Here is a 14,365-nt window from a genome sequence, read left to right as displayed (position 1 = left end):
AGCCCTTCCTGTGGAAGGGATCCGACCCTGTGTCAGCCGATCACGCGCTTGAACGGCGGCAGCGCGTCGATGATGCGCTTGCCGTAGCGGCGGGTCAGCAGTCGCGAATCGAGGATCACCACGCGGCCGGTGTCGGTGGAGGTGCGGATCAGGCGACCAGCGAACTGGGTCAGCGTGCGAAGCGCATGCGGAATGGCGATCAGGTTGAACGCGTTAAGCCCACGCCCCTCGAACCACTCGCTGAGCGTGGCGGTCTGCGGGTCGGTCGGCACCGCGAACGGCACCTGGGTGATCACCACCGTGGTGCAGGCTTCGCCGGGAAGGTCGAGGCCTTCGCCGAACGAGTTCAGTCCGAACAGCACCGAGCCCTCGCCCGCCGCCACGCGACGCAGATGCTCGTCGATCAGCCGGGTCTTGGACATCTCGCCCTGCACCAGCACCTGCTTGCGGCGCGCGGCCGACATCAGCCCGGCCACCTTCTCCATCTTCCAGCGCGAGGTGAACAGCACCATCGAGCCCTTGGCCCAGTCGAGCTCGGTGTCGAGGTAGCGCGCCACTTCGCGCGGATGGCCTTCGCGGTCGTCCGGCGTGACCGGGAACTTCGGCACGATCAGCTCGGCCTGGTTGGGCAGGTCGAACGGCGATGACAGCGAGACCATCTCGGCCTCTTCGGGAATGCCGTTGTCGATCGCCAGCGACTGGAAATCGCCACCGCCGGTCAACGTCGCCGAGGTCATCACCACCGAGTCCACTTCATCCCACAGCAGCTTGCGCAGCACGTGCGCGGCCGACACCGGCGAGCCGTGCAGCACCAGATCGCCGTCGCGGGTGGCGGTGACCCAGCGTGCCATCGGCGGTGCGCCGTCCTTGTCTTCGCGGCGCCACGCCTGCCACAGGTTGTACTGCTGCTCGATCATTTCCAGCGCCATGCCCAGGTTGCGCTGCAGGCGCTCGCGCGCGGCATCGTCAGGCTTGCCCTTGGCAACCTGCGCGGTGGCGGCATGCGCCCAGTTGTAGAGGCTGCGGGTATCGTCGGCCAGGGCCTCGATCGGCTCGCGCCAGGCCTCGGGCAGGCGCCCGTTGGCGGCGCGCCACATCGGTTCCTCGTCGGCCGGCGCCGGCATCCACACCCGTTCGATGTGGTCGCGGAACGCACGCAGCTGCTTGGCCACGTTGCTGGCGACATCGATCGCTTCGTTGGGCAGCAGGTTGCCCAGGCGGTCCTTGTCGACCGCGCGGTAGGCGCCGGCAATCAGGATCTGCAGGCGGCCGGTGCGCTTGGCCATCTCGTCCAGCGCCAGGCTGGCCGCGCCCTGGTCGATCGCCACGTTGCCGATGTGATGGCCTTCGTCCAGCACCAGCAACATGTCCGACGGTGGTGCGATCAACGGCTGGCCGTTGTCGCTGTCACCGATCGACAGCGCTGACAGCAGCAGCGCGTGGTTGGTGACCACGATCTGTGCGTCACGCACCGTATTGCGCGAACGCAGCACCGCGCATTGCGCCGAATAGGCGCAGCGGCGCCCGGCGCAACCCGAAGCCGGCGTGGTGATGCGACTGCGCAGGCCGGGGCTGATGGTCTCCGGCGCGTTGTCGATGTCGCCATCCCAGCTGCCACCGGTGAAGGCATCGGTCAGGCGCTTGGCGATATCCATCTCGATCGGCGCCAGTGGCCGGTCGAACAAGGGTGCGTCATCCTCGAACATGCCGCCCTGCGAGCCCTCGCCCTGCGCTTCGGCAGCATTGCGCGTGCACAGGTAGCGGGTACGGCCCTTGGCCAGCGCGACAGTCGCTTCCAGGCCGGTGGCCTTGAGGAAATTCGGGATATCGCGCTCGACCAGCTGCGACTGCAGCGCCACGGTGCCGGTGCTGATCACCAGCTTCTTCTTGCTGGCCAGCGCGATCGGTACGCCTGCGGTGAGGTAGCCCAGGCTCTTGCCGACGCCGGTGGGCGCTTCGACCACGCCGACGCCACCGCTTTTCGACAGCGCACGCGACACCACGCCGATCATCTGGCTCTGCGAGCGGCGGGTGGAGAAGCCGGGCGTATTGGCCTGCAGCGTCGTGTACGCCTTGCGGATCGCGTCCTTCAAGGGGTCATCGAGCGTGCGCGGAGCGGCGACGGTTTCGGTCACGCCGGGAAGTACCGTGGCTGGATCGGGCCGGTCATTGTCGCATGGCCGGCCACGTTCACCGCCGCTGGCACCCTGAACGGGCCAGCGACGACGCCAGGCGGCGGTCACGGTCCGATGGCCGGACCGCTCAAGGGCCAGATACGCCGGGCATGGCCCGGCGCGACCGGTCAGGCCGCCGGGATCGGGCGGGTACGCAGCAGGCGCACCAGCGCCCATACCAGCAGCACCACGCCGATGGCCTCGACCATCGCCAGCGCGAAGTGCAGCACGCCAAGGATGGCACTCATGCCCGAGATGGCGTCGAAGTTGCCGCTCTTGATCAACCACATCGGCAGGATGCCGGCGGCCATGCCGCCGAGGCTGGACAGCAGCAACAGCACCAGACCGACCAGGGCACCTGTGCGGGTGGCATCGCGTGGTGCGCCGACCACCCAGACCAGGCCCACGCACAGTGCGATCAGCACCGGCAGGCGCACGCCCACGATGCTCAGCACCGTCACCATCAGGGTCGTGTTGTCCATCGATCAGTCCTCGCCGGCAAGCACGGCGGCACCCTGCCGCAACGTCTGGTAGACCTCGTTGGTCTGCGGGCGCACACCGTGCCACTGCAGGAAGCTCTCGGCGGCCTGCTCGACCAGCATGCCCAGGCCGTCCACGGTATTGCGGCAGTTCGCTGCGCGCGCCCAGGCCAGGAAGGCGATGGAGGCCTCGCCGTAGTTCAGGTCGACGGCGGTGGTCATCGAGTTGACCAGCGACAGTGGCAGCTTGAACTCAACGTCGCGGTCGCGGCCGGCCGAGGTGGCGTTGACGATCAGCTCGAAGTCGCCCAGCTCGCGCAGGTCTTCCCAGTAGCGGCTGATCGCGCGGCCTGGCTCGCCCATGGCGTCGATCAGTTCATCGGCGCGTTCCGGCGTACGGTTGACCACCACCAGTTCGGTGATTCCAGCATCGAGGAAGGCCGGAGCGACGCTGCGCGCGGAGCCACCGGCACCGATCAGCAGCATGCGGCGGCCACGCAGGTCCAGGCCGTGGCGGTCGGTCAGGTCGCGCACCAGGCCGATGCCATCGGTGGTGTCACCATGCCAGCGGTCGCCCTTGCGCAGCAGCGTGTTGACCGAGCCGGCGCGGCGCGCGCGTGCGGTCAGCGTGGTGCACACCGAGAACGCGGCTTCCTTGTGCGGCGAGGTGACGTTGGCGCCGACACCACCGTCGGCGGCGAAGGCTTCCAGGCCGGCCAGAAACGCATCCGGGGCCAGGTCGATCGCGCGGTAATCCACCGCGATGCCTTCCTGGCGACCGAACGTGGCATGGATCTGCGGCGACTTCGAGTGGGCAACGGGGTGTCCGAAGACGGCGTAACGGTCGGTCATGGAATCCTCAAGCTGGCTAGACTGGTGCTCTTTCGTGCACGGACCCGGATGATGCGCATCACCCCGCCCCTGCTGGTGCTTGCCGCCAGTCTACTCTCTGCCCCCGTGGCGATGGCGTTGAACGAGTACGGCATCGAAGGCATGGGCGTGGTCTCGACCCGCGCCGACGAGGGCCGCGCCACGATCAGCGCCGATGGCCAGCGCATCGTCTTCGCCCGCCGTGGCGAGGCCGGTTGGGGCCTGTGGGAGGCGCGCGTGGTCGATGGCCGCTGGCAGCAGGCGCAGGCCTTGCCGGTAGGCGTGGCCGGTGAGGCCCGTGATCCCTACTTCAGCCGTGACGGCCGCTGGCTGCTGTTCGCGGCCGGCGGCGAGGGCAAGCTGGCGCTGTACCGGGCCACGCTGGCTGCCGATGGCCGGCTGGGCAGCGCGCAGGCCCTGGCCGGTGATGGCGGGCGCCGGGAAGAACGCGGGCCGGCCCTGAGCGCGGATGGCCAGCGGCTGTTGTTTGCTCGGCAGCAGGGCGGTGGCGCGGGCTGGGACCTGTTCGTGACCACGTTGGATGCCCAGGGCAGGCGTGGCCCTGCAACGGCGTTGACCGCGTTGAACAGCGCCGATGACGAGACCGATGGCGACTGGCTGGGCCATGACGGCGCAGTGGTGTTCAGCCGCGGCAGCGGCAGCACCGCGCAGGTGTGGAGCAGCGGCTGTGCGTGGACCGGTGCGGCGCTGCAGCCATTGGGGCTGTCGTTCAACCAGGCCGGCGGCTGGACCGGCGCGCCGGTGATCGACAACGCCAAGCCCGGCGAGATGATGGTCGCCAGCAGTGCGGCGAAGGCACCGCGTGCCGGTGGCGTGGACGTATACCGGTTGGCCGTGCCGAAGGTGGCGGCGGTGGCCGGGTGCATGCCGTAGATCCACGCAACGGATGGATGATCGTTTGGTAGATGCCAACCTTGGTTGGCATGCGGGAAAGCGCCAACCAAGGTTGGCGGCTACCAGAACGTGAGGGTCAGCGCGACAGCACCTTGGCGCGCTGCTGCTCGTATTCCAGCTCGCTCAGCTGGCCATTGTCCTTGCGCTGGTTCAGCGCGGCCAGCTCGGCCTGCACGCTGTCCGGCAGGGCCTGCTCACGGGCCACGTGACGGGCGGCGGAGAGCTGCTCCGGCGGGCGCTTGCCGGCCCGCCAGGCGGCGATGAAGACACCGACGATGATGGCGCCGAACACCAGCGTACCGATGCCCCAGATCAGCCATTGCATCCATCCCAGTTCGGGTCCCATCGCGTAGTCCTCTGTCTATCGTGGCGCTATTGTCAGCGCTCGCGCAGCCATCGCGCCACCTGCGGCGCGAAATAGGTCAGCACGCCGTCGGCACCGGCCCGCTTGAAGCCCAGCAGCGACTCCAGCACGCAGGCGCGCTCGTCCAACCAGCCGTTGGCGAAGGCGGCCTTCATCATCGCGTACTCGCCGCTCACCTGGTAGGCGAAGGTCGGCACGCCGAACGTTTCCTTCACCCGGCGCACCAGGTCCAGGTACGGCATGCCCGGCTTGACCATCACCATGTCGGCGCCCTCTTCCAGGTCCAGCGCAATCTCGCGCAGCGCCTCGTCGCCGTTGGCCGGGTCCATCTGGTAGGTCTTCTTGTCGGCCTTGCCGAGGCTGGCCGCGCTGCCCACCGCATCGCGGAACGGACCGTAGAACGCCGAGGCGTACTTGGCCGAGTAGGCCATGATGCGCACGTTGATGTGGTTGTCGGCATCCAGCGCACGACGGATCGCGCCGATGCGGCCGTCCATCATGTCCGACGGCGAGACGATGTCGACACCGGCTTCGGCGTGCGATACCGACTGCTTGACCAGCGCCTCGACGGTGATGTCGTTCAGCACATAGCCCTTGTCGTCGATGATGCCGTCCTGGCCGTGCGTGGTGTACGGGTCCAGCGCCACGTCGGTCATCACCCCCAGCTCCGGGAAGCGTGACTTCAGCGCGCGGATCGCACGCTGCGCCAGGCCGTCCTCGGCCCACGCCGCCGACGCGTCCAGCGACTTCAGCGACGGGTCGATCACCGGGAACAGGTCGATCACCGGGATGCCCAGCTCCAGCGCCTCTTCGGCCACCTTCAGCAGCTCTTCGATCGACAGCCGCTCCACGCCCGGCATCGACGGTACTGCGGTGCGGCCGGCCAGTTCGTGCACGAACACCGGGTAGATCAGGTCGTCGGTGGTCAGCGTGTTCTCGCGCATCAGGCGGCGCGAGAACTCGTCGTGACGCATGCGGCGCGGGCGGTAAAGCGGGTGGGACATGGCAGGCTCCGAGGAGTGGCTATTGCAACAGGTAACCCTGCGGCAGCAGGGGTTCAGGCAAGGGGCGTTCGCCGAGCGCGTCGAGCTGGTCGATCTCGATCGTGCGCACCAGCGCGTCCAGCGGCAGGTCGTTCGGCTCCAGGCCGAACGGGTCTTCCATTTCTTCGCCCAGCTGGTCCAGGCCGAAGAAGGCATAGGCCAGCACCGCCGACAGCACCGGCGTGCCCCAGCCCAGCGAACTTGCCAGGCCGAACGGCAGCAGCACGCAGAACATCCATGCACAGCGGTGCAGCAGCAGGGTGTAGGCAAACGGCAGCGGTGTGGTGAGAATGCGCTCGCAGCCGGCCTGGATCGACGACATCGCGTGCAGGCGTTCTTCCAGCTGGGTGTAGAGGATCGGGTCCAGCTCACCGCTGCGCAGTGCCTGCGCCAGTTCGGCGGCGATCATCGACAACAGCGCGTCGGGCACGTTCTCGCGCTGGCCCAGCTGTTCGCGCTGGCGCTTGTCCAGCCATGGCAGGGCCACCAGGGCGACGATACGCCCGCGCAGGCGACCGGCCAGGGCATGGGCGAAGGCGGTGGTGAGGTAGGCGATGCGGCGACGACGGCCGGTGTCATCGGCCAGCAGCAGGTTTACCTGGCGGGCCAGCGATCGCGATTCGTAGACCAGCTGGCCCCACAGCTTGCGGCCTTCCCACCAGCGCTCGTAGCAGGCGCTGTTGCGGAAGCTGAGGAAGATCGACAGCACCAGGCCGAGCAGGGTGAACGGCGTGACCGAGACGCGCTCGATGCCGGTCGGCGGTGCCAGTTCCACCACTGCGGCCACGGCGATGGACAGGATCAGGATGGCCAGCACCTTCGGCGCGATCGCTTTTACGATCGAGCCGCGCAGGATGTACAGCAGTTGCCAGCCGTGGGGACGGGGTCGGATGATCATGGGGCAGCCGCGCCGGGCGCGGATTCACAGGCACGCGGGGGGCTCGCGCAGCCATTCATTGTACGCCCCTGCCCGGCCACGGGCCGTGCGCCTGCGACGCCCTGTCGCACCCCGGCCCGGGATCAGATCACGCCGCCGCCCAGGCCCAGGCGCAGGATGCCAACCACCACCACGATGCCGTTCAGCACCAGCCCGGCCCAGGCCCGCCCACGCTTGGTCGGATGGGTGAACAGGATGCCCAGCGCGGCGATCACCGCACCGACGGCGGCGAACGGGATCAGGAACCAGTTGCCCCAGCCCAGCAGCGGAATCAGCGCCAGGATCATCCACAACAGCGCCAGTACGCCCCACAACAGACTGATCACACCCATTCCGCTCTCCCGCAGTTGGTTCCTGCCCCAACCATAGACGTTCCCGCTGCCGCCGCCTACTGCCATTGGCGGGGCTGTCACCACCACCGTGCTAGCGTGCTGCCGTGCGTGCCCTGGCCCGGGTGTTGGCGCCGATTCAGAGTGGCCCGCCGATGATCGCAACCAGTCCTACAGGGGTCGTGCCATGAACATCCGTTGGGCCGCGCTGGCGGCCATCCTGCTGGTCGCCGCTGGCTGTGCCAGCACTTCCAAGGTGATGCTGGGCCGCGCCCGCGCACCGATCGATCCGGCGCTGGTGCAGATCTATTCAACGCCGCCGGCCGGCTCACAGGAAATCGCCCAGCTGGAATCAGCGTCTGCGGTGGGCTTCGGCACCCAGGGCCAGACCGATGCCGCCGTGGCCCGCCTGAAGCGCGAGGCCGCGGCGCTGGGCGCCAATGGCGTGGTGCTGGTGGGCGTGGGCAGCAGTGGCTCGCCGGTGGGCATGTCCGTCGGCGCCGGTTCGTTTGGCTCGCATGTCGGTGGCGGGGTAGGCATTGGTATTCCGACCACGCAGAAGCGCGCCGCCGGCGTCGCGATCTGGGTGCCGAATCCGGCACCGCCCGCGCGGTTGCCGACACAGGTGATCACACCGCAACCGCAGCGGTGACCCTCTCGGGTCACCGCCGGTAGTGCCGGCCGCTGGCCGGCAACCTCAGCACCCAGTCCAACGCCCAGCGGATGCCGGCCAGCGGCCGGCACTACCGGGCAACGTTCAGCGCTTGTACTTCGGCACGAACACCTTGTTCACCGCATCGGCCAGCTGGTCCGGCGGCAGCAGGCCCTGGTCGAGCAGGAAGTTGTTGAACGCCAGGCGGTCGAACTTCGCGCCCAGTGCCAGCTCGGTCTGCATGCGCAGTTCCAGGATGCGGGTGTAGCCGTAGAAGTAGCTTCCGGCCTGGCCCGGCATGCGCACCATGTAGCGGTCCAGTTCCTGGGTGGCCATCGCCTTGGACAGGCCAACCTGCTCCATCAGCACGCGCTCGCCATTGGCACGATCGGTCAGGCCAAGGTTGAGCATCGGGTCGAGCATCGCGCGCGCGGCACGCAGCAGGCGGAACTGCAGGGCGATCATCTGACCGTCCAGCGGCTCGTACGGCACCATCTCGGCTTCGGCGTACAACGCCCAGCCTTCCACGTTCACCGAATTGAACGCGAACATGGTGCGCGCCAGCGAGATGCCGCGCTCGACCATCGCGGTGAACTGCAGTTCGTGGCCGGGGCGGCCTTCATGCGCACTCAGCGTCCACGCCGCCGCGCCGAAGTTGAAGTCGTCGTACTGCGCACCCGGACCGGCGGCCGGATTGCCCAGCGGCAGCACGAAGGTGCCTTGCTGCCCGGTGTTGTTGACCAGCGGCGCCGGCAGGAAGTGCGGCGCCGGGCTGGCGGCGCTCTCGGCGGCCGAACCCAGGCGCATCTGCATGGCACGCTTGGGCACGTCGACGATGGCGTGCTCGCGGATCAGCGGATCGATCGCGTCGATCACCTTGCGGTAGTGGCCTTCCAGATGATCGTCGGCGATCTTGTCAGCCTTCAGCGCACGGATCACCGCCACCGGGTCGCTCGGGTCGGCTACCTTCAGGCCCTTGTCCTTCACCACCAGCGGCGCCAGCTGCTGCATCGCCGAGCGGGTTTCCATGAATTCCAACTGCGCGCGCTGCATCAGCAGCTTCGGGTCGATGTCGATGCCGACCTGCTTGAGCTGGTACGCGTACAACGGTGCCGGCAGGCGTGCATCGGTGCGCGCCTTCGGCAGCACGGTCGAGCGCGTCCAGCTGGCGTAGTCCTTCATCTGCCCGGCCAGGGCCTTCATCGCTTCATCGGCACCGGCGATCTGGTACTTCTTCAGCAGCGACTCGATGCCGGTGATGTAGGTCTCGACGTTGTCCAGCGACTGCTGCACTTCGATCTTCGTCGGCTGCAGCAGGCTGCTGTCCTTCAATCGCTCTTCATAGCGCTGGCGCGCCAGCGTGGTGAACGCGGTGCCACCCGGCTGCAGGCCGGCATAGGCCTTGAGGCGGTCGATCGCCTTGGCCCGGCGCTCGGCCGGCACCTGATCGGACAGCAGCAGGTTGAGGCCGCTGAACACCGTCTGCGGCGCATCGCTCCACGGCAGCAGGTACTTCTCGTTGAGCTCGCTGCCTTCGATGTTCTGGTTGGCGGCGTGGATCATGATCTCCAGGTCCTGGCGGACATTGGGATCCTTCTCGGTGGCCAGCTTCGCCTTCAGTTCGTCGCGTGCCTTGGCCATGGCGGCGCGGTAGCGCGCATCATTGTCCGGGCCTAGGTCGGCCACCTTGTCGTCATAACCGGGAACGCCGAAGAAGCCGGTTTCCTCTGGCTGGAACGGGCCCTGCGCATCGAGCAGGATCTGCGCCAGCGCATTGCTGCGGGCGACCCAGGCCGGGCTGGCCGGAGTGGCGGCCTTGGCGGCGGGTGCCGCCAGCGCCGGTGGCGCGGACAGCAGCGGGGCGGCAGTCAGGGCCAGGGCAACGGCCAGCGCAATCGGCTTCATGGGACACTCCAGCAAAGGGTTGCCCGCAAGTTACGCGCTCAGGGCGGCGGCGACAATCGGCTGGAGGTCACGGCGCGGCTGATGGGTAGAGTCGACTGTCAGTCGACTATCGCGCGCAGCGCGGGGTTTTCAGGCGTCTTGTGGAGAGCAGTCGACCAACAGCCGACTCTACATGGTCGCCCTTACCCGGTCGCGTGACCGAAGGTCACAACGCGGCAGTGAGTGGGCAGTCGCCACGCTCGCGGCAGGCCTGCAGTTCGCACTCCTGTGCGGCCTCGTCATCATCCAGCGCGGTCAGGTCGAAGGTCTGCTTGTCCTCGCCCAGCACGTACATCACCGGGTAATCCCACACGTCATCACTGCGGGTGCCCTTCACGAACAGGCGACCATGCGCGTGCGGGCCTTCCAGGGCCACGGTCAGGCCGACATCGCGCTGGCCGTTGATCGCGGTCTGCATGCTGCCCAGCGGCATCGATTCGGTGCGCAGCGGCTCGCCGAAGGCTTCCACCAGTTCGATGCTGCAACCGGCGCGGCGCAGTGCTTCGCGCATCGGTGGGCTCTCGCGTGCCGCCTCGCTCCAGCGCAGCACGCTCCAGGCCACCACACCGCCTACGCCGCCCAGCACCAGCACGACCATCAACGGCATCGCCCAGCGCCAGTGACGGCACCACCAACCGGTGGAGGTCTGTCCAGGGGTGGGAATCGGCGGTGGCAGGGTCATGACGGGCTCCTTCCCGGCTGGTGATCAGGGTTTCAGGCAACGTCCCAGGAAGGCTTCGGCGACGCGGTAGCGATGCAGCGCATCGGCACCGGACAGGCCATGCTTGGCACCCGGATAGGTCATCAGTTCGAACGGCTGTGCACGCTTCTGCAGCGCACTCATCAGGCTGGTCGAGTTGGTGAACAGCACGTTGTCATCTGCCATGCCGTGGATCAGCAGCAGCGGCGAGCGCAGGCCGTCGATATGGGTCAGCACGCGCGCTTCGCGGTAACCCGCTTCGTTGCGCGCCGGCAGATCCATGTAGCGTTCGGTGTAGTGGCTGTCGTACAGGCCCCAGTCGGTCACCGGCGCACCGGCCACGCCACAGGCGTACTGGTTCGAGGCCTTGGCCAGCAGCATCAGGGTCATGTAACCGCCGTTGGACCAGCCCTGCACGCCGATGCGCGCCGGGTCCACCCATGGCTGCTGCTTCAGCCAGGCCACGCCACGCAGCTGGTCGGTCACTTCCACCGTACCCTGCTTGCCGTACAGCGCGCCACCGAAGTCGCGACCACGGCGCGGGGTGCCACGGTTGTCCAGCGAGAACACCACGTAGCCCTGCTGGGCCAGGTACTGGTTGAACAGGTGATCACCACGGCCGGGCCAGCTGTCGGTCACGGTCTGGCTGGCCGGGCCGCCATACACGTATACCGCCACCGGGTAGCGCTTGGATGGATCGAAGCCGGCTGGCTTGATCAGGCTGTAGTTGAGCGGGGTCTTGCCGTCGGCAGCCATCAACGTGCCGAACTCGATCGGGCGCTGCGCATCGCGGTAACGCGCATACGGATGCTTGGGATCGGCCAGGTCGTTCTCGAGCAGGGTGGCGATCTTCTCGCCGTTGGCGCGGAACAGCTCGATCTGCGGCGGCGTGGTGCTGTTGGACCAGCTGTCGACATAGACGCTGGCGTTGCGGGCGAAGCTGGCGCTGTGCATGCCCGGTGCCCTGGACAGGCGCTGCGGCTCGCCGCCCTGCAGCGACACCGCGTAGATCTGGCTTTCGCGCGAGGTCTCGATGCCGGCGCGGAAGTAGGCCTTGCCGGCCTTCTCATCGACCGCCAGCAGTTCGTCTACCGGCCAGTTGCCGTGGGTCAGCGCGGTGGCCTTGCCCTTGCTGTCGATGCGGTACAGGTGCTGGAAACCGGTGCGCTCGGACGACCACAGCACGCTCCCGTCGTCGAGGAAACGCAGGCTGTTGTGCAGCGGCACCCAGGTCGGGCTGGTTTCGTGGGCGAGCACGCGCTGGCGGTTGGACTCGAGTGCCACTTCCACCAGGTCCAGCTGCCTCTGGTCGCGTGACTGGCGTTGGAAGCTCAGGTGCTGCGCATCGCGCCAATCGACGCGGGCCAGGTAGATGTCCTGTTCCTTGCCCAGGTCGACCCAGCGCGGCTGCGCATCGGCGGCCGGCGCGATCACGCCCAGCTGCACGCGCACGTTGGCGTCGCCGGCGGCCGGGTAGCGCTGCTCGATCACATCGGTGCGGTCGGCATAGACCTCGTAGCGCTTCTGCACCGGCACCGGCGATTCATCGATGCGGGCAAAGGCAATCGCCGAATCATCCGGCGCCCACCAGTAACCGGTGTGGCGGTCCATCTCCTCGTCAGCGACGAACTCGGCGACGCCGTTGCCGATGATGGCGCTGCCATCACGGGTCAGCTGCAGCTGCTTGCCGCTGGCCAGATCGATCACCCACAGGTTGCGGCCACGAATGAAGCTGACGAAACCTCCCTTGGGCGACAGCTTGGCGTCGGTGGCGAAGCCCTCGCCATGGGTCAGCTGGCGTACTGCAGCCTGGCCCTGCTGCTTGAGGTCGTACAGGTACAGCTCGCCGCCCAGCGGGAACAGCAGGCGCTGCGCGTCCGGCGACCACTGGTAATCGACGATGCCGGTCATCGCGGCGATGCGCTGGCGCTCGCGGCGGGCCTTTTCCTCATCGCTGAGGGTCTCGGTGCCGGGCAGCACCACCTTCGAATCCACCAGCAGGCGGGTCTGGCCGCTGCCGATGTCGTAGGTCCACAGGTCCAGTTGGTTGCGGTCGCTGTCCTTGCCGCGCAGGAAGCTGACCTGCGAACCGTCGGGAGCGACCTTCGGCTTCATCAGGGTCGGGCCGGACAACGGCAACGGGCCGGTGATGGCTTCCAGGGTCAGCTTTTCAGCGTGGGCGGCAGTACTGGTGGCGAGCATGAGGGCGAGCGAAGCGAACAGGTGGCGCATGGAGGATCCCGGCAAACGGCAGGTCCGCCCCCGGTGGGTGCGGGGCGGTCGTCCCCCATCCTAACCAAGCCCGTGCGGGAAGGCAGCATGACCTTCTGCCCATGCCGCGGTGCTGGGGTCAGAGCCCTTTGCGCTGCAAAGGGATCCGCCCCCGCGGCGGGTCAGCGCTGGCCGAACAGATGCTTGCGCTCTTCGTCGCTCAGCGGCTTGCCCGCGTTCGGGTTCACCTGCTCACGCAGGGCATAGGCGCGCTGGGTGGCCGGACGCGCAGCAATCGTTTCATGCCAGCGCTTCAGGTTCGGGAACGCGGCGAAATCCACCGGCAGCTTGTCGTAGGCACCGATCCACGGGTAGCTGGCCATGTCGGCAATGGTGTAGTCATCGCCGGCCAGGAAGGCGTGCTGGGCCAGGCGCTTGTCCATCACCCCGTGCAGGCGGCGTACTTCGTTGTCGTAGCGCTCGATCGCGTAGGGGATCTTTTCCGGCGCGTACACATTGAAGTGGCCCATCTGGCCGCTCATCGGGCCCAGGCCGGCCATCTGCCAGAACAGCCACTCCAGGGTGGTGACGCGGCCGCGCGGGTCGCTGGGCAGGAACTGACCGGTCTTCTCGGCCAGATACAGCAGGATCGCGCCGGACTCGAACACGCTCTGCGGGGCGCCGCCGTCGGCCGGGGCATGGTCGACGATGGCCGGCATCTTGTTGTTGGGCGAGATGGCCAGGAACTCCGGCTTGAACTGGTCGCCCGAGCCGATGTTGACCGGGTGGATGCGGTACTCCAGGCCGGCTTCTTCCAGCAGCAGGGTCACTTTGTGGCCGTTCGGGGTGGGCCAGTAATACAGGTCGATCATGGCGGCGGCTCGGGGTGCGGAAAGGAACCTGAAGTCTAGTGCGTGAGTTGGGTTGGCACCGTCACGGCAGGTCGGTAACCTCGCCACTCCCCCGCAACGCAGCATCCTCCGCATGAGTGCAAACCGCCCGCCGCTCTCCCCGCTGTCCACGCTGATCTTCGCCTCGCGCTGGCTGCAGCTGCCGCTGTACCTGGGCCTGATCGTGGCGCAGTGCGTCTACGTGTTCCTGTTCGGCAAGGAACTGTGGCACCTGATCTCGCATTCGGCCTCGATGGGTGAACAGCAGATCATGCTGATCGTGCTGGGCCTGATCGACGTGGTGATGATCTCCAACCTGCTGGTGATGGTGATCGTCGGCGGCTACGAGACCTTCGTCTCGCGCCTGCGCCTGGAAGGCCACCCGGACCAGCCGGAATGGCTGAGCCACGTCAACGCCAGCGTGCTGAAGGTGAAGCTGGCGATGGCGATCATCGGCATCTCCTCGATCCACCTGTTGAAGACCTTCATCGCCAGTGGTGCGCTGGGTGGCATTCCGCTGTGCACCCCGGAGCAGATGAGCGTGGCCGCGGCCAACATCGGTGTCGCCCGCTGCTCGATGCTGACCCAGGAAGGCGTGCTGTGGCAGACCATCATCCACTGCGTGTTCATCCTGTCGGCGATCGGCATCGCCTGGACCGACAAGCTAATGTCCAACAGCCACAGCAAGGCGCACGACAAGGCGCACGACCACTGATGTAGCGACCGCCAGCGGCGCATTGCCGCTGCCCTGTTCCGGCCATCGCCCTTGTACGCGGCGGTGGCCGGGATGCTAGATTGCTCCCTCGCCGTTGCCGGCGGTGGCGTCGGGAAACGTCACCCTGCCGCGCCCGGACCGC

14 protein-coding genes are annotated in these 14,365 nt (G+C 67.6%); 3 read left to right on the top strand and 11 right to left on the bottom strand.

Going from position 1 to position 14,365, the window contains the following annotated elements; all coding sequences use genetic code 11:
* Positions 1 to 32: 32 nt before the first annotated feature.
* From dinG to aroE, 3 genes are all read right to left on the bottom strand, one after another.
* Positions 33 to 2,135 carry an ATP-dependent DNA helicase DinG gene (gene dinG / locus AC13GA_RS11430; protein WP_197583141.1) on the bottom strand — a complete coding sequence of 701 codons (2,103 nt, stop codon included), beginning with the start codon at positions 2,133 to 2,135 and terminating at the stop codon, positions 33 to 35.
* A 167-nt stretch (positions 2,136 to 2,302) separates the two neighbouring features.
* Positions 2,303 to 2,656 carry a hypothetical protein gene (locus AC13GA_RS11425; RefSeq protein WP_136639212.1) on the bottom strand — a complete coding sequence of 118 codons (354 nt, stop codon included), beginning with the start codon at positions 2,654 to 2,656 and terminating at the stop codon, positions 2,303 to 2,305.
* Between the two features lie 3 nt (positions 2,657 to 2,659).
* A complete protein-coding gene (gene aroE, locus AC13GA_RS11420) occupies positions 2,660 to 3,505 on the bottom strand; it encodes a shikimate dehydrogenase (RefSeq protein ID WP_482998157.1) in 846 nt (281 codons plus the stop codon).
* A 48-nt stretch (positions 3,506 to 3,553) separates the two neighbouring features.
* Here aroE and AC13GA_RS11415 point away from each other — a divergent pair, with 48 nt between their 5' ends.
* Positions 3,554 to 4,417 (top strand): TolB family protein, encoded by an 864-nt coding sequence (locus AC13GA_RS11415; protein ID WP_482998156.1) that lies wholly within the window; start codon positions 3,554 to 3,556, stop codon positions 4,415 to 4,417.
* Between the two features lie 97 nt (positions 4,418 to 4,514).
* Here the strand turns inward: AC13GA_RS11415 and AC13GA_RS11410 are convergent, their stop codons facing one another.
* The 4 genes from AC13GA_RS11410 to AC13GA_RS11395 form a co-directional block, all read right to left on the bottom strand.
* On the bottom strand, positions 4,515 to 4,784 hold the full coding sequence (locus tag AC13GA_RS11410; RefSeq protein WP_049461678.1) for a hypothetical protein: 270 nt from the start codon (positions 4,782 to 4,784) through the stop codon (positions 4,515 to 4,517).
* A 32-nt stretch (positions 4,785 to 4,816) separates the two neighbouring features.
* Entirely contained in the window at positions 4,817 to 5,806 is a 990-nt protein-coding gene (hemB, locus tag AC13GA_RS11405) for a porphobilinogen synthase (RefSeq protein ID WP_006400669.1), read from the bottom strand.
* A gap of 19 nt (positions 5,807 to 5,825) precedes the next feature.
* Positions 5,826 to 6,743 (bottom strand): bestrophin family protein, encoded by a 918-nt coding sequence (locus AC13GA_RS11400; RefSeq protein WP_012512425.1) that lies wholly within the window; start codon positions 6,741 to 6,743, stop codon positions 5,826 to 5,828.
* Positions 6,744 to 6,865: 122 nt separating this feature from the next.
* Positions 6,866 to 7,114 carry a hypothetical protein gene (locus tag AC13GA_RS11395; protein WP_005420185.1) on the bottom strand — a complete coding sequence of 83 codons (249 nt, stop codon included), beginning with the start codon at positions 7,112 to 7,114 and terminating at the stop codon, positions 6,866 to 6,868.
* A 184-nt stretch (positions 7,115 to 7,298) separates the two neighbouring features.
* On the opposite strand from AC13GA_RS11395, the gene AC13GA_RS11390 reads away from it, so the two are divergent.
* Positions 7,299 to 7,763, top strand: coding sequence for a hypothetical protein (locus AC13GA_RS11390; RefSeq protein WP_136639214.1), 465 nt, complete (start codon positions 7,299 to 7,301; stop codon positions 7,761 to 7,763).
* A 105-nt stretch (positions 7,764 to 7,868) separates the two neighbouring features.
* Here AC13GA_RS11390 and AC13GA_RS11385 read toward each other — a convergent pair whose 3' ends face one another.
* The 4 genes from AC13GA_RS11385 to AC13GA_RS11370 form a co-directional block, all read right to left on the bottom strand.
* Positions 7,869 to 9,668: a DUF885 domain-containing protein gene (locus tag AC13GA_RS11385; RefSeq protein ID WP_253079687.1), complete on the bottom strand. Its 1,800-nt coding sequence runs from the start codon at positions 9,666 to 9,668 to the stop codon at positions 7,869 to 7,871.
* A 205-nt stretch (positions 9,669 to 9,873) separates the two neighbouring features.
* On the bottom strand, positions 9,874 to 10,389 hold the full coding sequence (locus AC13GA_RS11380; RefSeq protein ID WP_295381087.1) for a cytochrome c oxidase assembly factor Coa1 family protein: 516 nt from the start codon (positions 10,387 to 10,389) through the stop codon (positions 9,874 to 9,876).
* A gap of 24 nt (positions 10,390 to 10,413) precedes the next feature.
* Complete coding sequence (locus AC13GA_RS11375) at positions 10,414 to 12,639, bottom strand: S9 family peptidase (protein WP_482998155.1); 2,226 nt, start codon at positions 12,637 to 12,639, stop codon at positions 10,414 to 10,416.
* Between the two features lie 161 nt (positions 12,640 to 12,800).
* Positions 12,801 to 13,490, bottom strand: a complete 690-nt coding sequence (locus AC13GA_RS11370; RefSeq protein WP_136639218.1) for a glutathione binding-like protein — start codon at positions 13,488 to 13,490, stop codon at positions 12,801 to 12,803.
* A gap of 112 nt (positions 13,491 to 13,602) precedes the next feature.
* Here AC13GA_RS11370 and AC13GA_RS11365 point away from each other — a divergent pair, with 112 nt between their 5' ends.
* Positions 13,603 to 14,223, top strand: a complete 621-nt coding sequence (locus AC13GA_RS11365; protein ID WP_136639219.1) for a TIGR00645 family protein — start codon at positions 13,603 to 13,605, stop codon at positions 14,221 to 14,223.
* Positions 14,224 to 14,365: the final 142 nt, after the last annotated feature.

The organism is Stenotrophomonas sp. 22DLJC03 (assembly GCF_056861405.1).
The sequence above is the reverse complement of the archived record's forward strand: the minus strand, read 5'-3'. Positions and strand labels throughout refer to the sequence as shown.

Bases quoted from the DNA above. Each gene is read 5' to 3' on its own strand.
- AC13GA_RS11425 (WP_136639212.1), bottom strand. From the start codon at position 2,656: ATGGACAACACGACCCTGATGGTGACGGTGCTGAGCATCGTGGGCGTG.
- aroE (WP_482998157.1), bottom strand. From the start codon at position 3,505: ATGACCGACCGTTACGCCGTCTTCGGACACCCCGTTGCCCACTCGAAG.
- AC13GA_RS11415 (WP_482998156.1), top strand. From the start codon at position 3,554: ATGATGCGCATCACCCCGCCCCTGCTGGTGCTTGCCGCCAGTCTACTC.
- AC13GA_RS11410 (WP_049461678.1), bottom strand. From the start codon at position 4,784: ATGGGACCCGAACTGGGATGGATGCAATGGCTGATCTGGGGCATCGGT.
- hemB (WP_006400669.1), bottom strand. From the start codon at position 5,806: ATGTCCCACCCGCTTTACCGCCCGCGCCGCATGCGTCACGACGAGTTC.
- AC13GA_RS11400 (WP_012512425.1), bottom strand. From the start codon at position 6,743: ATGATCATCCGACCCCGTCCCCACGGCTGGCAACTGCTGTACATCCTG.
- AC13GA_RS11395 (WP_005420185.1), bottom strand. From the start codon at position 7,114: ATGGGTGTGATCAGTCTGTTGTGGGGCGTACTGGCGCTGTTGTGGATG.
- AC13GA_RS11390 (WP_136639214.1), top strand. From the start codon at position 7,299: ATGAACATCCGTTGGGCCGCGCTGGCGGCCATCCTGCTGGTCGCCGCT.
- AC13GA_RS11385 (WP_253079687.1), bottom strand. From the start codon at position 9,668: ATGAAGCCGATTGCGCTGGCCGTTGCCCTGGCCCTGACTGCCGCCCCG.
- AC13GA_RS11380 (WP_295381087.1), bottom strand. From the start codon at position 10,389: ATGACCCTGCCACCGCCGATTCCCACCCCTGGACAGACCTCCACCGGT.
- AC13GA_RS11375 (WP_482998155.1), bottom strand. From the start codon at position 12,639: ATGCGCCACCTGTTCGCTTCGCTCGCCCTCATGCTCGCCACCAGTACT.
- AC13GA_RS11370 (WP_136639218.1), bottom strand. From the start codon at position 13,490: ATGATCGACCTGTATTACTGGCCCACCCCGAACGGCCACAAAGTGACC.
- AC13GA_RS11365 (WP_136639219.1), top strand. From the start codon at position 13,603: ATGAGTGCAAACCGCCCGCCGCTCTCCCCGCTGTCCACGCTGATCTTC.